The organism is Mucilaginibacter inviolabilis (assembly GCF_011089895.1).
Classification (GTDB): domain Bacteria; phylum Bacteroidota; class Bacteroidia; order Sphingobacteriales; family Sphingobacteriaceae; genus Mucilaginibacter; species Mucilaginibacter inviolabilis.
Genome location: NZ_JAANAT010000003.1, coordinates 465,296 through 484,831, shown reverse-complemented (window position 1 = coordinate 484,831; position 19,536 = coordinate 465,296). Strand labels below are relative to the sequence as shown.

13 protein-coding genes are annotated in these 19,536 nt (G+C 44.1%); 4 read left to right on the top strand and 9 right to left on the bottom strand.

Annotated features, from left to right (window positions below):
• Positions 1–40: 40 nt before the first annotated feature.
• From G7092_RS22075 to G7092_RS22055, 5 genes are all read right to left on the bottom strand, one after another.
• Entirely contained in the window at positions 41–631 is a 591-nt protein-coding gene (locus tag G7092_RS22075) for an HI_0983 family protein (protein ID WP_166092620.1), read from the bottom strand.
• Complete coding sequence (locus G7092_RS22070; protein WP_166092618.1) at positions 624–1,370, bottom strand: YoaK family protein; 747 nt, start codon at positions 1,368–1,370, stop codon at positions 624–626. The genes G7092_RS22075 and G7092_RS22070 overlap by 8 nt, the downstream gene beginning before the upstream one ends.
• A 142-nt stretch (positions 1,371–1,512) precedes the next feature.
• Complete coding sequence (locus G7092_RS22065) at positions 1,513–2,913, bottom strand: discoidin domain-containing protein (protein ID WP_166092616.1); 1,401 nt, start codon at positions 2,911–2,913, stop codon at positions 1,513–1,515.
• A 453-nt stretch (positions 2,914–3,366) separates the two neighbouring features.
• Positions 3,367–4,128, bottom strand: coding sequence for a phosphosulfolactate synthase (locus tag G7092_RS22060; protein ID WP_166092613.1), 762 nt, complete (start codon positions 4,126–4,128; stop codon positions 3,367–3,369).
• A 313-nt stretch (positions 4,129–4,441) separates the two neighbouring features.
• Positions 4,442–5,845: a tetratricopeptide repeat protein gene (locus tag G7092_RS22055; protein ID WP_166092611.1), complete on the bottom strand. Its 1,404-nt coding sequence runs from the start codon at positions 5,843–5,845 to the stop codon at positions 4,442–4,444.
• Between the two features lie 239 nt (positions 5,846–6,084).
• On the opposite strand from G7092_RS22055, the gene amaB reads away from it, so the two are divergent.
• From amaB to G7092_RS30545, 3 genes are all read left to right on the top strand, one after another.
• Positions 6,085–7,626, top strand: a complete 1,542-nt coding sequence (gene amaB, locus G7092_RS22050) for an L-piperidine-6-carboxylate dehydrogenase (RefSeq protein WP_166092609.1) — start codon at positions 6,085–6,087, stop codon at positions 7,624–7,626.
• Positions 7,627–7,650: 24 nt separating this feature from the next.
• Positions 7,651–9,300 (top strand): S8 family serine peptidase, encoded by a 1,650-nt coding sequence (locus G7092_RS22045; RefSeq protein ID WP_166092607.1) that lies wholly within the window; start codon positions 7,651–7,653, stop codon positions 9,298–9,300.
• A 126-nt stretch (positions 9,301–9,426) separates the two neighbouring features.
• Positions 9,427–11,058, top strand: a complete 1,632-nt coding sequence (locus G7092_RS30545; RefSeq protein ID WP_202985378.1) for an aminopeptidase P family protein — start codon at positions 9,427–9,429, stop codon at positions 11,056–11,058.
• Between the two features lie 208 nt (positions 11,059–11,266).
• Here G7092_RS30545 and G7092_RS22030 read toward each other — a convergent pair whose 3' ends face one another.
• Complete coding sequence (locus G7092_RS22030) at positions 11,267–13,171, bottom strand: beta-N-acetylhexosaminidase (protein WP_166092604.1); 1,905 nt, start codon at positions 13,169–13,171, stop codon at positions 11,267–11,269.
• A gap of 184 nt (positions 13,172–13,355) precedes the next feature.
• Here G7092_RS22030 and G7092_RS22025 point away from each other — a divergent pair, with 184 nt between their 5' ends.
• Positions 13,356–14,747 carry a Gfo/Idh/MocA family protein gene (locus G7092_RS22025; RefSeq protein ID WP_166092601.1) on the top strand — a complete coding sequence of 464 codons (1,392 nt, stop codon included), beginning with the start codon at positions 13,356–13,358 and terminating at the stop codon, positions 14,745–14,747.
• Positions 14,748–15,084: 337 nt separating this feature from the next.
• Here the strand turns inward: G7092_RS22025 and G7092_RS22020 are convergent, their stop codons facing one another.
• The 3 genes from G7092_RS22020 to ileS are packed head-to-tail and all read right to left on the bottom strand — an operon-like array spanning position 15,085 to position 19,467.
• Positions 15,085–15,690 (bottom strand): lipoprotein signal peptidase, encoded by a 606-nt coding sequence (locus G7092_RS22020; RefSeq protein WP_166092598.1) that lies wholly within the window; start codon positions 15,688–15,690, stop codon positions 15,085–15,087.
• A complete protein-coding gene (locus G7092_RS22015; protein WP_166092596.1) occupies positions 15,691–16,074 on the bottom strand; it encodes a TraR/DksA family transcriptional regulator in 384 nt (127 codons plus the stop codon). It abuts the gene before it with no gap.
• On the bottom strand, positions 16,075–19,467 hold the full coding sequence (ileS, locus tag G7092_RS22010) for an isoleucine--tRNA ligase (protein ID WP_166092594.1): 3,393 nt from the start codon (positions 19,465–19,467) through the stop codon (positions 16,075–16,077).
• Positions 19,468–19,536: the final 69 nt, after the last annotated feature.

The following is a 19,536-nucleotide window of genomic DNA, read 5'->3' as shown; positions in this document are numbered from 1 at the left end:
TACTGAATTTCAAAAGCAGGTAAGCAGAGAACTCTGCAAGCTAAGATTTGATCTCAATATCCGGGATTTTATATCCCGCAAATTTATTGAGTTTCTCCACCCTGGTTTGCTTCAGGGCAGTAAGGAATGGTGTTATATTTTTCCCATAGGCCCTTTCGCTTATACCAATCAATAAAACACCTTTATGGCCTGCTTTATCTGTATAGTTTTTGTACCTGTAAATATTGTGTTCAACTATATTTAAACTGCCGCTACTACTATCACTCAATATAAAATCAAGCATCAGCTCTCCTGCTTTTTCATAAAGAGTGTAGTTAATAATAGGGTCCGATGGTTTTTGTTTTTCAAGCTCGGCCTTTTTTTGTTGGGCGAGTTGACTGGCAGATGCACTGGTTATGGCAAAATCCATCATCAGCATATGATCAAAATGCTCGGATGTTTCACCGGCCGGTAAGTATTCCTGCTTATAATAGTTTTCGACAGGATGCGAACTCCAGGATAGTTTATAATGTAAATTGCCAAAAGATTGCTCTTCGGCAATGTTAAAGTAGTTTTTAACATCAACACGTAATGGAGCAGCAAAACTGCTCAATAGAATCAAGGCTGCTGCCGCCACTAAACTCTTAATCATGTTTTTTAATTCTAAGATACAAAATTTTCGCCTTTTGCCGGCGCCAGCAAATAATAAACGCAATAAGTAAAGTGCCCGCAGGTATAAACAGGGCATAATCATGCAATTGTTTGGTAGTTAAAGCAGCCAGGATGGCTCCTGCTAAAAAACAAATACAAACCAGGCCAAACATACGGGCCTCACGCAAAGCTACGGGATTACGCGCGGGCATGGTGCCTCTGAAAAAAGCCTCGGCAAAGCGGCGCAGGTTACCGGTGGTCATGACGGAGTTATAGGTCCATTCTTCCAGTTTGGTAAAGCTGGAGTTTTGCATGGCCGCCACCAGCGATATGGCCAGCACTAAGGGGATATCCGGAAAAGAATCTGATAAAAACGAGCAGGCTATAAGCACAATAATTTCGAACCCCAGGCAGGTTAACGCTGGCTTAGGGAGATATTTTAATACCGACGGCAAGTGCATACGATAAGCGATAAACACACCTACCAGGAATGCTGCAATCGGTGGAATATGCTGCAAGGCTCGGCGCCAGTCGCCCATAGCGGTATACATACCCAGGAACACAATATTACCCGTCATGGAATTGGCGAATACCCCGCCATGCCCAACATAAGTGAACACATCCAGGAACCCGCCAGACAGGGTAAGCAAAGCCGCCACCTCTATAGAATTATCAGAATACGCCTGCACAGGTGTTTGTCCGGAATTTTCTATGGATGAGTTTTCGGCTTCGGTGGCCATAGCTGTTGTTGGATTGTTTTATAAGTAAAAGATATTCATGCCCAAGATAACTAAACAAACTTATTGAAAAGGCACAAAAACGAATAAGCCGCGATAGTATCGCGGCTTATTTAAAACTTACTAAGGTTATTTAAAATAAGGGTTATTGACTAACAGCCCATTCGCTCAACTGAAAATCGGGACTTCCGTTGTTTGCGGTGATATACAGGCGGTAATATTTGTAAGCAGTGCTATTGGTGAACGTATAGCTTTTGGTTTGATTTCGGGAAGGAAAACTTTCATTGGTACGTACATCCAATTGGGTAAAGTTACTGCCATCATTGGAGCCCATAAGCTTCCAGCTTTTAGGGTCGCGGTCTGGTGCATCATTACCCGAAGTGAGGGCGTATCCTTTGAGTACCACTGCCGATGGGTAGGTTAACTGCGCCCAGAAACCTGTATCATAACCTGCCACAAAAAATTTGGATGTCAGGTTGCCATCAATCATTTTTAGCGAGCCTTCGGCTGCGCCCGGGCCACCACTGTTTTCTTTGCTAACGGTAAGGGTAACAGTTGTTGGGGTACTACCAGGATAAGTTACGTTGGGGAATGTTGCTTTTGCTTGCTCCAGTTGTACGGTCCAGTCGTTGCCTTGTTCATCTTTGTTTCCAAAAGCGGTCAAAGCCAGCTGTTTCAGATCGGCGCCGGCGGCACCGCTCCAGAAATGTACAAATTCGCCAAAATTCATTCCCCGGGTATACTCGCTGATATTGGTTACGCCGTTTGAAACGGTGTGTTTTGGAAAATTGGCCGCCAGCAAAGTAAAATATTTATTAAGCACAGCGGTTTTTCCGTATTGGGTATACAGCGGATAAAACCAATCTTTAAACCAATGGGTATTGGCGCGAGGATAGGTATCGGAGTTATTTAATACCAGGTTATACCAGCGTTGGGCATCAGATGTTCGGCCCAGACCAAGATACACGTCATAAATGTACATTTCCATCCATTTGCTATCATGCCAGATACCAAAAGCCGGCGAGTTATGCACATTTTTAGAGGCTCCTTCTACAATATGCCCAACTTCATGGGTGGTAAGGTCAAGATCGTTGCCGGTTCCCGCTGTCCAGGCGGTTGTACTATTTGATCCGCAGTCAATTACGTTCCGGTAATCGTGACTGCCATCCATGTACGTACTGGGGTGGCCACCACTGTATTTGGCAGTATGTAATATTACATATAGCCGGGTTTCTGCTCCAAATGAGCCGTAAGTTTTCTTAGTGTAGTTCCAAACTTGTGCCAGGTAGGTGTAGGGCCAGGTAATGCTGCGGTCAACATCATTATCGTAATAAACCGCTACACTGGTATCGCTGAATACGCGGTTAAGTAACTGATTGTGTTCAAACCAATGCTCCTGCCAGGTAAGCGGGGTATCGGCCTGGGTAGCCAGTTTGCTGTTTTTCTGAGGATCGTTTTTGAATTGATCTGTAATTTGAGTTTGCTTTGAACAGGACATGACGGCCCCGAGCAGCAGGGCGCTCAAAAACGTAGTTTTGATTTTCATAGTGTGGTGTTTTATAAGGTTAATTTGATAAGTTTCATAATTAATACATGCCTTACGGCCCAATCATAAAAAGCACTTTCCCCTATCGCCTAAAACAACTTCACAAATCATATATTGATAAAACGATTTACTAATATATATAATTATTAAATTACTTTGTATTATTTATAGAAAATTTATTTACAGTAGCTTAATAATTATATTATTGATTAAACATGCAGATAATGTATAGATATGGAAGATATATTAGAACACATTACGTCTTTGCTGCCGTAGGGCTTAGAGAGTTTTTTTCTTTTTCTCTTCTCTAAGACTTACATTATTCGCCTTGTATGTCGGGGATTGCTTCGTACCTCGCAATGACGCACTATAGAAGGCCCTGACTAAGCCTTTAAACAAAAAAAGCCTCCAGAAATTAATCCGGAGACTTCTTAATTTATCTAGTAAGATCAGTTATAAATTCAAAAAATGGTCGAAAGTATCGCTGCGGATACCTAATCTTAATGTTTCCAGCGGAATAATATCTGTTGGTGCAATATTACCCAGGCTCACGTTGGCGCCTATCAGCTTAATAAACCATACCTGCTGCGCTTTTTGCGGGGCTTCCCAAATAATCGTGCCTTCGGGTATCTGGGTTAGTATCTCATCAACCAAACCCTGTCTTACCTCACCCGAGTCGCGATAGATCCCTACATTACCGCTTTCACGGGCTTCGGCTATCACCTTCCATGACCCCGCTTCAATCTCTGCGTTCATCAGTTTGATCCATTTATAAGGTGCAAATATCTTTTGCACATCTTTGGAGCCTACTTCTGATATAACCGTAACCTGTTTTGCCAGGCGACTGATATATTCGCATTTGATCTCATGCTCAATGGTGATCGATCCGTCGGACACCTCGCAGTGTTCCAGTTTGTATTTATCTAACAGGCGGCAGTAATCATCAAACTGGTTACGTACAATAAAAGCCTCAAACAAAGTACCGCCAAAATATACGGGGATACCTGCTTCCTGGTATAGCTTTATTTTCTCGGTTAAGTTGGGCGTTACATAAGAAGTTGCCCAACCCAACTTAACAATATCGGTATAAGGCCCACCTACTTCCAGAAAATCCTCCACTTGTCTTAAACTTAGTCCTTTATCCATCACCATGGTGATGCCTTTATCGCGGGGTTTAGCTGTACGTTCGGGTAGATCATTGATCATATAATTCATACAATAGATGGTTATAGCCTATAACTAAAAGTTCTAACGATACAAATATCTGAAAAAAAAATGACTCAGTTATGCAATTGTGCTAATTTCAGATGTGGAAATGATGAAGTTTTTGTAAAATTTATATGCGATTAAAGGAAGCATTGATCACGAGGTAAAAAGGGCTGTCAGTCTGAGCCCCGTCGAAGACTCGTGCGCAGAGGCCTTTCCCACCATGGTTCGACGGGGCTCACCATGACACCCGTCTTGAATAAAAATAAAAAATGGCGACTGATACTGAGATCAACCGCCATTCATTCATTCGCCCATCTGTTTATTTCGTATACTTATTAATAATATCCACAATTACCTTGTTCTTTTGCAATTGCGGCAGGTAATCAAAAAGTATATAATGCTTTTCCGGATCGCTGGTGAGGGCCATTTCCAGATGGTTTAGCGCTTCGTTATATTCGCCTTTGGCAAATAAATAAGCCACCATACGGTAATAAAGCTCTGCTGCTTCGGGGTTATTTTTAATAGCCTCGGATATGATCTCAATGGCGCTGGTTAATCTGTCCTGCTCATACAATATGGAGGAATAATCCAGCCAGGCATCAATATCCAGCGGATTAAGCTCTACCACTTTTTCATAAGCCTGCTCGGCTTCGGTCATGTGGCCCAGTTTATACTCAGCATCGGCTATAGCAAACCAGTAGTCGGCATTAGCGATATCCAGGTCGAGCGCTTTTTTATAAAAATGCAGGGCCTCAAAATAGCGTTCCTCAAAATCAAGCGTAACCCCTATGCCAAACCAGGCGTCGGCCAGCTTAGGATCCATCTTAACCGATTTTTTATAAAAGGCGCGTGCATCATCCATCTGCTCCAGCTTTTCGTAGCACTCGCCAATGGCGCAGTAAGTATCGGCATTGGGCTGCTCGTACTCAAAGGTGTGGCGGTATACTTCAATAGCTTCGGCATATTTTTCCAGGTTAACCAGGGCATTACCCTTGTTAAAGTAGGCCGATGCAAAGCTGTCTTTGATCAGTATGGCATAGTCATACGCATCAATAGCTTTTTCAAATAAGCTTAGCTTGGTGTAGGCATTGCCCAGGTTATACCAGGCGGCATAACTGTAAGGCTCGTTATCAATATACTGCTGATAAAACTGTACGCTCTCCTGCTGGTTGTCCATTACGTCATAGCAAAAAGCCAGCTCGTAAAGGGCATCCTGGTTTTCCATATTCTGCTTAAGGCAAAGCTTAAGATAGGTTATGGCCGTATCATAATCGCCCATGTTCTGGTATACGTAGGCAATATGCAGCAGGATTTCGTCGGTCTCCTCGGCCAGGCCCAATGCTTTTTCATAATTTTCCAGGGCTTCGCCATAGCGCTCCATACTTTCGTACAGATTGCCGCGGATAATATAAATATCCGCATCAGAAGCCTCCAGCATGGCCGCTTTTTCCAAAGCCGCAAATGCCTCGGTCACTTTGTTGGTAACTACCAGCAATTGTGCCTGTTTAATTAAAAAAACTGCCGCAAAAGGGTGTTGGTTACGGGCGTATTCTGCTACTTGCAGCGCCTTGGCCGGATCATTTTTCTCGATGTAGTAGTCGATAATGTTCTCAAACGCCTGGGCATCAAAAAAGTACTGGTCGTGATTACGGATCATCTCCTCGTACCGTTCTACCGAAAACTTTGGATCTTCGGTAAAACCAAATTCAAATTCTTCTTCCATTCAATTTTGTTTGCAGAACATCCGCTTTAGGTTAACAATTGTTATTGCTTCGTAAAGACTTATTGAGTTCAAATTACAACAAGTAAGCCTCCAATAAACAATTTAGTTTTCAACATTCGCACATTTTTAACATGATTTACTTGCAAAGCGTTGATAATTAACAAGAATCAATTCGTGGGCAAAAGGTGGGTAAACTAAAAATTGCCTTAAGATTTTTACCTTTGACAAAAGTAACAATTATGAACCTCGATATTTCAGACATTCTAAAACGTTTACATATAAACGATATTAATGATGCTTTTAGTACAGGAAATCACTGGGGCAGCAGCGCCGGCGCTACCATAAAAGACATCATATCGCCGGTTGACGGCAAAAAAATAGCATCCGTAAAATTCGCTTCCGAAAACGATTATAACCAGGTAGTTGAGCAAGCCGCTAAAGCTTTTAAAACCTGGCGCAATACCCCCGCACCTAAACGCGGCGAGATTGTACGCCAGATAGGCGAGGCTTTACGCGCTCACAAACACGACCTCGGCAGCCTGGTATCTTACGAAATGGGTAAAAGCCTGCAGGAAGGCCTGGGCGAGGTTCAGGAGATGATCGACATCGCCGATTTTGCCGTTGGTTTGAGTCGTCAGTTGTACGGATTAACCATGCACTCCGAAAGGGCCAACCACCGCATGTATGAGCAATACCATCCGCTGGGCATTGTGGGTATCATCTCAGCCTTTAACTTCCCGGTGGCGGTTTGGAGCTGGAACTCCCTGCTGGCCTGGGTTTGCGGCGACGTTTGCATCTGGAAACCATCAGAAAAAACACCGTTGACCGCCATTGCCTGCCAGCACATCGCGCAGGAGGTATTTAAAAAGAATAATATTGAAGAAGGCGTATCCAACCTCATCATTGGCGATCGTAACATTGGCGAGCTGATGGCTGCCGATACCCGCGTACCGCTGATATCAGCTACCGGTTCAACCCGTATGGGTAAGGCCGTTAGTGCCGCTGTGGGCGCTCGCTTGGGTACCAGCTTATTGGAGCTGGGCGGTAATAACGCCATCATTATCAGCGAGAATGCAGATTTGGATATGTCGCTCATCGGCGCGGTATTTGGCGCGGTGGGTACTGCAGGTCAGCGTTGTACCAGCACCCGCAGGCTCATCATCCATGAAAGTGTTTATGATGCCTTTAAACAAAAACTGGTGAATGCCTACAAACAGATCCGCATCGGTAATCCACTAGATGAGCATAACCACATGGGTCCGCTGATTGATCATGACGCCGTGAACCTGTACCTGGATTCTATAGAAAAATGTAAAGCCGAAGGCGGCAACTTTGTGGTAGAAGGCGGTAAGCTGGAAGGCGACAACTATTCATCGGGCTGTTACGTAAAACCTTGTATAGCCGAGGTGGAGAATCACTTTAAAATAGTGCAGCACGAAACCTTTGCACCTATACTTTATTTAATAAAATACAGCACGCTTGAGGAAGCCATCGACTTGCAGAACGGTGTTCCGCAGGGTTTATCATCGGCTATTATGACTAATAATTTGCGCGAGGCAGAACAATTTTTATCCTATGCAGGTTCTGATTGTGGTATAGCTAATGTAAACATCGGCACATCGGGTGCAGAGATAGGCGGCGCATTCGGTGGCGAAAAAGAAACCGGCGGCGGTCGCGAATCCGGATCCGATGCCTGGAAAGTTTACATGAGGCGCCAAACCAATACTATTAATTACTCAAAAACGTTGCCTTTAGCACAAGGGATCAAATTCGACCTATAATTTTTTATTTTCTAATTTTTGTACATGTTCAATTACCACAAATTATTAATCACCGGCACGGCCTTATTAACTGCAATAACATTAAGTCAAACAACTTCTGCACAAGTACTTCCCAAACCAGAGCCAGAGCCTCCAAAAGGCTGGCAGCTGCTTGATCTGAAAGAAAACGGTTTTTATGGCATCAGCCTTAAACCCGCTTATATTTTTTTGCAGGGCAAAAAGAGCAAGCCTGTGGTAATAGCCACCATTGATAGCGGTATTGATACTTTACAAAAAGACCTGAAAAGCATCCTTTGGACCAACACCAAAGAAATTCCCGGCAACGGTATCGACGATGACCATAATGGTTATGTAGATGATATACACGGCTGGAACTTTTTGGGCGGCCCCGATGGCAAAGCCGATTTTAATGAAACCACCGAAGAGGTACGTGAATACAATAAACTGAAAGGTAAATTTGAAAACCTCAGCGATACTACTAGTATTGATAAAAAGCAATATGCTTACTGGAAACGCGTAAAAACCACTTACGATAGCACAGTTAATAAGTCGCGTACCGAGACCGAGCAGCTGCAACCCATCATGAATGCATTGATGGTAACCAGCGGCTATATCAAAAGAGGGCTTAGTCTACCAGCCAATGGCACTTTTAAACAAGCCGATCTGGTAAAACTTAAACTGGCTAATGATACCCTTACGCAAAGCAAATATGTTTGGGACTCTATTTTCTCGCAGGAGGGCAGCAATAAAACCAACGCCGCTATTATCAAAGATCTGAGCGAGTACCTGGCCAAGTTAAACAATGATCTGTCGCCTGATCTGGAAGCGCGTAAACGCATCGTTGGCGACAATGTAGATAGCATGGATCATAAACCCTATGGCAACAATCTGCTTAAATTCTCCGATGCCTCACACGGCACCGGTGTGGCCGGTTTAATCGGCGCTATCCGCAACAATGGCTATGGAATTAATGGCGTTGCCGATAATGTACGCATTATGGCTATAAAGGCTGTTCCCAATGGTGATGAATATGATAAGGACATTGCCAATGCTATACACTATGCGGTTGATAACGGCGCCCGCATTATTAACATGAGCTTTGGTAAAAAAATATCACCACATAAAGAGTGGGTTGATGAAGCTTTTAAATATGCAGCATCAAAAGATGTATTGTTGGTGCAGGCTGCAGGTAACGACAGTCAGGATGTAGATGTTATTCCTGATTACCCGAATGATACTTTTTTAGATGGTTCGTCAACCGATGCTGATAATGTGATCAATGTTGGTGCATCAGGTCCTAAACTGGGCGAGCACCTGGCCGGCGATTTTTCTAACTATGGCAAAAAGAATGTCGACATATTTGCTCCCGGTGTAAAAGTAACTACCGTTGATACCGACGCCGAATTTATGACTGAGGACGGCACCAGTTTTTCATCACCTATTACCGCAGGTGTGGCGGCTTTACTATTGGAGTATTATCCAACCCTAAGCGCCAGGCAGCTGAAGCAGATCATCCTGCAATCGGCTACACCTTTAACAGGCACTATGGTATTCAGACCAGGCAGCAAAACCATTAAAGTTGATTTTGCCTCCCTTAGCAAAACCGGCGGTATTGTAAATGCTTACAAAGCCCTGCAGATAGCATCAAAAACAAAAGGCGAACGGGCTAACTGATAAACCGTTCCCCAAATACTTTAAATTAAAAAAGCCATCCCTGCGGATGGCTTTTTTAATTTAAAGCTACTTATTTTTCTTTTTGCTATATCTCTTGTATATTCGATTGTCCCTACCACATCAATTATGAAATTCATTCAAAAAGTATTTTTTGTCGTAGGCACCGTGTGCCTCGGCACTCTCCAGGTTTTTTCACAAACCACCAGTAAAACCGAAAATTTACCAACCGATTATTTGAGCAAAGAGTTCCACGCCGGGCGACGGCAAGCCTTGCGTAACCTGATGCCGGCCAATTCGGTAACCGTGATATTTTCATATCCGGATCAGGTTTTCTCCAACGACGTCAATTACGTTTATCATGCCAACCCTGATCTTTATTATTTCTCGGGCTATAAAGAACCCAATGCGGTGCTACTGATATTTAAAGATATGCAGGCCGATGGCGACAGTAGCTATAACGAATTATTCTTTGTACGTCACCGTGATCCGCTACGCGAACAGTGGACTGGCAAAAGATTGGGCGTTGAGGGAGTAAAAGCCAAATTAGGTTTTAAACGCGTATATAACAGTGAGGCTTTCCCGGATTTTCCGATAGATTTTAAAAAATTCAGCGCTGTTTTTTATGATAACCCACCAGAGGATGTTACCGGAGATGGCTCGGTTGGAGAGTTAAAGAACCTGATCGGCGCCTTCAAAACTAAAGTTTCCATACCCTATGTAGATAAACAATTATTTGATGACCTAAGTCTGATAGGTAAGTATGCCAATCCCGGAAATCTAAACCGCCTGGTAACAGTTTATCTGAAACCTAAACTGGACAGGGAAGCCTATAGAAATAATCCCATTATGCAGGAGCTGGTCAATAAGCCCGATTCTGCAACCCTTGTGGACGTAAAAACAAAGATCAGCACAGCTTTTGGAGGCATATCAAGGTATGCTGATTTTACCAATACGCTGCGTGCTATAAAAACACCGGATGAACTGGTTCTGTTAAAAAAATCAGTACAGATCTCCAGTCTTGCCCATGCTGAGATCATGAGGGCCATAAAACCCAGTATGTCTGAAAGGGAGCTGGAAGGTATTTTTATGTATGTGCACAAAAAATATAGCGCCGAGGATGAAGGATATCCACCAATAGTGGGCACCGGCGCCAACGCCTGTATCTTACATTATGAAGAAAACAACGCCACCAAATTGGATAATCAGCTTACATTAATGGATGTTGGCGCCGAATACCACGGTTACTCAGCCGATGTAACCCGCACCGTGCCTGCCAACGGAAAGTTTACGGAAGAGCAGCGCACCATTTATCAATTGGTGTATGACGCGCAGGAAGAAGTATTTAAGCTATGCAAAGAAGGCGTACCCTATCCCAGCCTGGAGCAAAAAGCCAGCGAAGTGCTTGCCACAGGGTTGATCAAACTGGGGATCATCAAAGACGCATCTGAAGTTAGAAAATATTACCCGCACGGTTGCTCACATCATTTAGGGCTTGACGTGCATGATAAAGGCCCATATACCGGCAACCTGATGGCCAATATGACCATTACCGTTGAACCCGGCATTTATATCCCTGCCGGCAGTCCTTGCGATAAAAAATGGTGGAACATTGGTGTGCGTATTGAGGATGATGTGCTGATAGGTAAAAATGGCGGTACCCTTTTATCCATAGATGCCCCCCGCAAATGGCAGGATGTAGAAAAAATGGCTGCCGAGAAAAGCATTTTTGATAATGCTAATTTCCCGGAGCTGAAGTAAAACGGGGTATTAAAAACACCCCTGATTGACGTAACACTATAAATAGAAAGTTTGTCATCCTGAGGAACGAAGGATCTTCTTCGAGAGCCGGGCAGACCAACCTATGTGATGAAGAAGATTCTTCACTACGTTCAGAATGACAAGGGAATATAAAAACAGAAAAGCCCGGTAGGTAAACCTATCGGGCTTTTCTGTTTTATTAATCATCTTACTTAATCCTGCTGTTCAACTCCGAAATCGGCATGGTTACCATACGGCCGATTGGTTTTTTACCTCTGTAGGTGATCACCCTTAGCGTTGTGGCATCCTTGGGTGCATCAATGGGTTGGGTATATTTTGGATAGAAATTATCCGGGAACGAATTATCAAAGCTGTAATAGGTATCCAGACCATCCACCTCATTCGTGAGGGTTATCTTTAGTGTACCATCGGCATTACGTATGGCACTGAATGAGGGATCATAGGCACTTGGTGCGTATTTGGTTTCGGACGCGTTAAAACGATCGAACTGTTTCTCCACTTTTCCGAAAAAGTAAGGCCAGCTTTTCTTCTCTTTTGGCGACCATACCGACTCGGCAATGGCCATACCTCTTGGCCAGGTCATATATTCAGCCTGGCGGATGTTATATACCTGCTCTGTCCATAAATTGCCCTGCCCACCTTTAACCAGTTTGGCATCCACACTATCGGGAACCGGTTCAAACTCGTACGATTTGCTCAGGCGCAGCGAGGCATAAATTTTTGTTTCGTTTACCCGGTCGCTTTGCATGTAATCCAGGTAAGCAAACGTCGTTGGACTCATCACCACCTCATGGCCTTGTTTAGCGGCTTCAATACCACCTTTAATACCTCTCCAACTCATAACCGCGGCATTCGGACCAAGACCTCCTTCAATGATCTCGTCCCAGCCCATGAATTTTTTACCCTTTGATTCTACTATTTTTTCTAGTCGTTTCTCAAAATAGCTTTGCACCTCCTGTTGCGTTTTCAGTCCTTCTTTAGCCATCAGGGCTTTAATAGCATCGCTTTGCTCCCAGAAATTCTTGGCGCACTCATCACCGCCCATGTGTATATAGGCAAAGGGGAACAGCTGGGCAACTTCAGTCACCACTTTATCCAGGAAAGTGTATACATTTTCATTGGCCGGGCAAAGGGTGTTATCCACAATGGCTCTGTTATGCGGACCGCTCCAATCCATAAAAGGTTCGCCGGAGTTAACCACATATTTATCGGCGCCCGGTGTACAGGACAGCTCCGGATAAGCCACCACAGCGGCAAGGCTATGTCCCGGTACATCAATCTCCGGTAATATATTTACAAAACGGTCCTTGGCGTATTGCACCAGTTCGCGGATATCATCCTGGGTATAAAAGCCCCCGTAGGTACGTGGCTCATCAGGTGTTGGTGGGGTAAACGTACCAAACTGGCCTACTTTTTTAACATTATAAGCGCCAACCGTTGTTAACCTGGGCAGGCTCTTGATCTCCACGCGCCAGCCTTCATCATCGGTTAAGTGTAAGTGCAGCAGGTTCAGTTTGTACTTTACCATGGCATCTATATATTGTTTCACCTCTGCTTTTGTAAAAAAGTGACGCGCCACATCAAACATCAATCCCCTCCAGGCAAAGCGTGGATAATCGGTAATTTCCACGCAAGGCACCGTCCATTTCACATTTTTCACCAGCTGTTTACTTTCAATATCGGCGGGTAGTAATTGCATCAACGTTTGCACACCATAAAATAAACCGGCAGGCGCATTGGCTTTGATCACGATCTTTTTTGCTTTAACCGATAAGGTATATCCTTCGGTACCAATAGCAGCATCGGCAGTTTTATTCAGCACAAGCCTGATCGAAGCCGTTGGGGCCGCGCTTTTGATGATCACGGATGATCCCGGCGCTGTAGTCAGTTTCTTTTTCAGGTAGGTGGTTACAGGCGTCCATTCAGGCTGATTGCCGGCTTCCACAATAACGCTTTTAGGCAGCAGGAACTGACCCGCCGTGCGTGTGGTTTTTACCGGTTCGGGGATAATGGATAGGCCGCTTTGGGCAACCTGACCAAACGATAGCGCGTGCGCAACGCAACAGCAAAGCAATAAGGATAATTTTTTCATACAGAAGGGATATGTTTTAATTGGGAAACGGTATGCAAATTAAACTTTTTAAATAAAATTAAAAAGTTGCAGGGTAAATTTTGTTGTTTTAAATTGCATATCAATACATCCGTAGCTGCGCCTGTAGTATATAACTGATTGTACAAACCAATTATTCATTTACCTGACCTAAAACCAGATACCTATGACAACTGACAGAAGAAAGTTTTTAAAACAATTTGGCACCTCGGTTCTACTCACTTCGGCCTCGCTCACCAGCCTGGCCGCTAAAGAAGAGCATGAAAAAAGAATTTTACAGGCCGAAAAACGTGTAAGTCCTAATGATAAAATCAGGATAGCCACCATAGGCATGGGTATTATGGGTTTTAATGATACGCATGCCGCGCTAACTGTTCCAGGTGTGGAGCTGGTAGCTGCCTGCGATTTGTACAAGGGCCGGTTACAACGCACTAAGGAGGTATATGGACCCAATATTTTCACCACCGATAATTATCACGATATTTTAAACCGTAAAGATATTGATGCCGTTATTGTGGCAACCAGCGATAACTGGCACAGCCCGATATCTATCGAAGCCATGCACAAAGGCAAAGCCGTTTACAGCGAAAAACCGATGGTGCACCACATCAGTGAGGGACTGAATGAGATCAAAGCGCAGCAGGAAACTAAAGCGGTTTTCCAGGTAGGCAGTCAGCGGGTGAGCGGCATAGCTTTTAAAAAAGCAAAGGAACTTTACCAGGCGGGCGCTATTGGCAAGATCAACGCGGTAGAGGCCTCTTTTAGCCGGCAAAGCGCACTGGGTGCCTGGCAATATACCATTCCGCTGGATGCATCGCCGCAAACGGTGGGCTGGGAGCAGTACCAGGCCAACAGTAAGGTAAAACATGCTTATGACAGTAATCGTTTCTTCAGATGGCGCAATTACCGCGAATATGGCACCGGTGTAGCCGGCGACTTGTTTGTGCACTTGCTATCGGGCATTCATTTTATAACCGGCTCTAAAGGGCCCGATAAGATATTTTCGATAGGGGGGTTAACCTACTGGAAAGATGGCCGTAATGTACCCGATGTGATGAGCGCGGTGATATCCTATCCCGAATCACCGGAACATCCGGCTTTCCAGGTCACTCTCAGGGTAAATTTTGTGAGTGGCGAAGGTGACCGTGCCTCGACCAAGATTGTGGGTTCTGAAGGAGTTATTGACATGAGCGATGGCGGCGGCTTTACCATACATAAAAGCAAAATGTCGGTAGCGCCTGGCTATGGTGGCTGGGACGCATTCGGAACCTATCCCGAAGCTATGCAAAAAGCCATTGTGGCGGATTACAATAAAAAATATTCAGCCGCCGACCAGCAGACAACCAAAATGGATGATGTGGTGTATCACGAGCCTGAAGGCTATAACGACTCCAACGAACATTTTGCCAATTTTTTTGACTCGATGCGTACCGGTAAACCCGTAGTGGAGGATGCTGCTTTTGGTTTCCGCGCTGCGGCACCCTGCCTGGCTTGTAACGACAGCTACTTTGAAAACAGGATTATTAAGTGGGATCCGGTGGGGATGAGGTTGGTGTAGAGATACAGATACTCTTCGTTGTCATTTCGAACGAGGTACGAGGAGAAATCTTTTGCTGCCGCGGGCTTTCAGCCCGTGGTGTACATGCCTCAGCTTTCAGCTGAACTAAAGCTGAAAGCTTTAACTTCGCTCCCGCGAGATACGCTGCGCTAATCTCGCGGGAGCGAAGTTAAAAAAGGCCTGTCACCCTGAGCTTGTCGAAGGGTCGAGCGCAGAGGCCTACCCACCATGCTTCGACGGAGCTCAGCATGACACCCGTCATCTCTTTTTTGAAATTAACATAAAATAAAAAAGCCGCTAAACGCGGCTTTTTATATGTTTAGTAAAATTTAAATCTTTATTCTTCCACCATTTCACTGTTGGGGCTGTTTACTTCGGGCACCTCGTGTTTAAAATAGTGTTTCTGAAATAGCAGGATCATAATAACCCCTACGCAAATAGAAGCATCGGCCAGGTTAAATACCGGTCTGAAAAACTCAAACGCCTCATTACCCCAAACAGGTACCCAGGCCGGGAAGGTGCCCCGGAACAATGGGAAGTAAAACATATCAACTACACGCCCATGAAATAGCGGGGCATAATTGTACATGATACCGTAAAAGGTAGAGTCGATAATATTACCTACGGCTCCGGCCAAAATAAGCGCCACATTCATAATAAGGCCACGGTGGTATTTATGCTTTATCAAATAAATAAGGCAATAAACAATACCACATACCGCAAAAATGCGAAACAGCGTTAATGCCAGTTTACCTGCATCACCTCCCCATTCCATACCAAACGCCATACCGTTGTTTTCGGTATAGTGCAACATACCATGACTACCCAAAAAATGGATCTCTTCGCCCATGAACATATGTGCCCTTACCCAGGTTTTAATGATCTGGTCAAACAGAATAATAAATATAGCAGTTAGAAAAGGTTTGGTGTAAGCAGCCTTCATTTATTGCTTTAATTTAGCTTCCATAGTCAAGGTGGTGTGCGGCACGGCGCGCAAACGCTCCTTGGGTATCAGTTTACCGGTTTCGCGGCAAATACCGTAAGTTTTGTTTTCAATACGCACCAGGGCAGCTTCTAACTGGTCAATAAATTTTTTCTGACGGGCAGCTAACTGGTTAATTTGTTCTTTTTCCAGTGTGGCCGAGCCATCTTCCAATGTTTTATAAGTACCGGCAGTATCATCAGTTCCGTTCGCATTTGGCGAGCTTAACGAAGTTGCCAGCGAGTTTAACTCTTCTTTGGCAATACGCAGTTTATCAAGAATAAGAGTTTTAAACTCTTGCAGGTCCGATTCAGAATATCTGGTTTTTTCGTTTTCTACTTTCATTTATACTTTACTAATAACAATAAAAATTTCATTTCCGTCAATCTCTACCTTGTCACCTTCATTTAACTGAGCGTCAAGCACTATGCTCTCGGCTAAAATTTCGGCGCAAATATAGGATAAATTATTTTTTACCGCTTCGCTGATATAAGGATGTTCGCTAATGCTCACATTAATCTTATCAGTTACTTCAAAACCTTTTGTTTTACGCAGGTTCTGGATACGGTTTATCAACTCTCTCGCAATCCCCTCCTCTTTTAATTCATTGGTTATGGTAACATCTAAAGCCACAGTTAGTTTTCCCAAATTTGCAACTTGCCATCCGGGAACATCTTCTGCAATAATTTCTACATCAGCAACCTGTATTAAATACTTGTTATCAAGCACATTAACACCACCATCACTTTCCAGTCTGGTTATATCATCCTGTGAAAAATTATTTATAGCCTCTGCCACAGCCTTCATATCCTTACCTACTTTTTGACCTAAGGCCTTAAAGTTTGGCTTTATTTTCTTTTTAATAATGCCTGCGGTATCGGTAATATACTCAATATCCTTAATGTTGGTTTCAGACAAGATCAATTCTTTTACCTGCTCCACATGCTGCTTAAAGCCCTTGTCCAATATAGGTAATAATATTTTGCTGAGCGGTCTGCGCACCGGGATTTCGATCTTTTTACGTAATGACAACACCAATGACGATACATCCTGCGCCAGCTGCATACGCTCTTCCAGATCCGCATCAACCAACTCATCATGGTAGGTTGGGAAATATGCCAGGTGTACCGATTCAAATTCCTCTTTACCGGTAACCTTGTTCAGATCTTTATATAAACTATCGGCAAAGAACGGAGCTACAGGCGCCATTAATTTGCTAATGGTAATTAAGCAGGTATACAATGTTTGATATGCCGACAGTTTATCGTCGGAGTTATCTGATTTCCAAAAACGGCGGCGGCTTAAGCGGATATACCAGTTGCTAAAATGCGCATCCACAAATTCCTGTATGGCACGGGCAGCTTTTGTTGGCTCATAATCGGCATAAAAACCATCAACCTCGCGGCTCAAGGTATTAAGTAACGATATTACCCAACGGTCAATTTCCGGGCGTTGTGCCAAGGCTATTTCGGGCTCGCTGTATCTAAACTGATCGATATTGGCATACAGCACAAAGAAGGAGTAAGAGTTGTACAGCGTACCAAAAAACTTACGGCGCACCTCGTCAATACCTTCTTCATTAAATTTAAGATTGTCCCATGGGGCGGCATTGCTGATCATGTACCAGCGGGCAGCGTCGGCACCGTATTGTTCGATGGTAGAGAACGGATCAACGGCATTTCCTAAACGTTTTGACATTTTGTTGCCGTTTTTATCCAGCACCAAACCGTTCGAAACCACATTTTTGAAGGAGATACCCTTGTTGCCCACTTTGGCATTTACCGCCTTTACTTCATCGCTGCATTCGCTCAGCATTACGGCTATAGCGTGCAGGGTAAAGAACCAGCCACGGGTTTGGTCAACCCCTTCGGCAATAAAATCGGCAGGGTAGGCAGCAGCAAATTCTTCTTTGTTTTCAAAAGGGAAGTGCCATTGCGCGTAAGGCATAGCGCCCGAATCAAACCAAACGTCGATCAGATCGGGCTCGCGGAACATTTTGTTACCGGCAGCCGAGGTCAGGATCACATCATCCACATAAGGGCGGTGCATATCTTCCAGTTTAAAACCTGCAGGCATAAAACCGGCCGCAATTGATTTTTCAATCTCGGCATTCAGCTCGGCTATGGAGCCGATACATTTTTCTTCTGAGCCGTTTTCCTCGCGCCAGATAGGTAGCGGTGTACCCCAGTAACGTGAACGCGACAGGTTCCAGTCGACCAGGTTTTCCAGCCAGTTACCAAAACGACCTGTACCGGTTGACTCCGGTTTCCAGTTGATGGTTTTGTTGAGCTCCACCATTTTATCCTTTACCGCGGTGGTACGGATAAACCAGCTATCGAGCGGGTAATATAATATCGGTTCGTCTGAACGCCATGAGTGCGGGTAGCTGTGCTCATATTTTTTAACGTCAAACGCTTTATTGTCTTCTTTCAGTTTGATAGAGATGAGTACATCCGTTGCCTTAAAACCAGGCTCGGCACGTTCTGCATCACTATAGTATTCTTCTTTAACGTAGCGACCGGCAAAATCGGTTACTTCATCAACAAAACGACCCTGTTTGTTAACCAGTGGAACTTCTTTCCCTGTTTCATCCAATACCATTACCGATGGCACGTTTTGTTCTTTACAGGCCCTGAAGTCATCCGCTCCAAATATAGAAGCGGTGTGCACGATACCTGTACCATCTTCGGTAGTCACAAAGTCGGCAGGGATCACACGGAACGCATTTTTCTCCAGGTTTTCATTGCTCACGTAAGGCATCAGCTGGTGATAACGCAAACCAATCAGCTCAACGCCTTTAAACTCGGCTCTTACTTCCCAGGGAATAATTTTATCACCACCTTTATAATCCTGAAACGAAGCTTTTTCACCTTCGGCTTTAAAGTATTTGCCTACCAATGCTTTGGCAAGCACTACGCTCACCGGTTCATAAATATAAGGGTTAAAAGTGCGGATCTTTACGTAATCAATATTTTCGCCAATGGCCAGTGCGCAGTTTGATGGCAGTGTCCATGGAGTGGTTGTCCAGGCCAGTATCGCGGTATCCTCGTTTACATCCTCAAATAAAACAGGAATCAGGGGATGCTGCTGATCGTTCTTTAAATGGAACTGGGCTACTATCGAAGTATCCTTTACCATTTTGTAGGTACCCGGCTGATTTAACTCGTGTGAGCTCAAACCGGTACCCGATTTTGGCGAGTATGGCTGTACCGTGTAACCTTTGTATAAAAGATCTTTTTTATAAAACTCCTTCAGTATCCACCAAAGGCTTTCAATATATTCGTTTTCATAGGTAACATAGGGATCGTCAAGATCAACCCAGTAACCCATTTTTTCGGTCAGGTCGTTCCAAACGTCGGTATAGCGCATTACTTCCTTGCGGCAAGCATCGTTATAATCTTTAACGCTTATCTTTTTACCAATATCATCTTTGGTTATCCCTAAAGCTTTTTCAACGGCAAGTTCAATAGGCAAGCCATGGGTATCCCAACCGCCTTTACGCTTTACCTGGAAACCTTTTAACGTTTTATAACGGCAAAAAATATCCTTTATGGAACGCGCCATCACGTGGTGAATACCGGGCATACCATTAGCGCTCGGCGGCCCTTCGTAAAACGTGTAGGGGTTATTTGCCGGACGACTGCTGATACTTTTGCCAAATATGTTGTTCTGCTTCCAAAACTCCAGTATCTCTTTGCCTGTTTGCGATAGGTTTAACTGCTTATATTCCTTATACATGTATATAGTTCACCTCAATTTTTAGAGGTTGCAAAAATACGGAAATTATAAATGATTTTTTTAATTTGG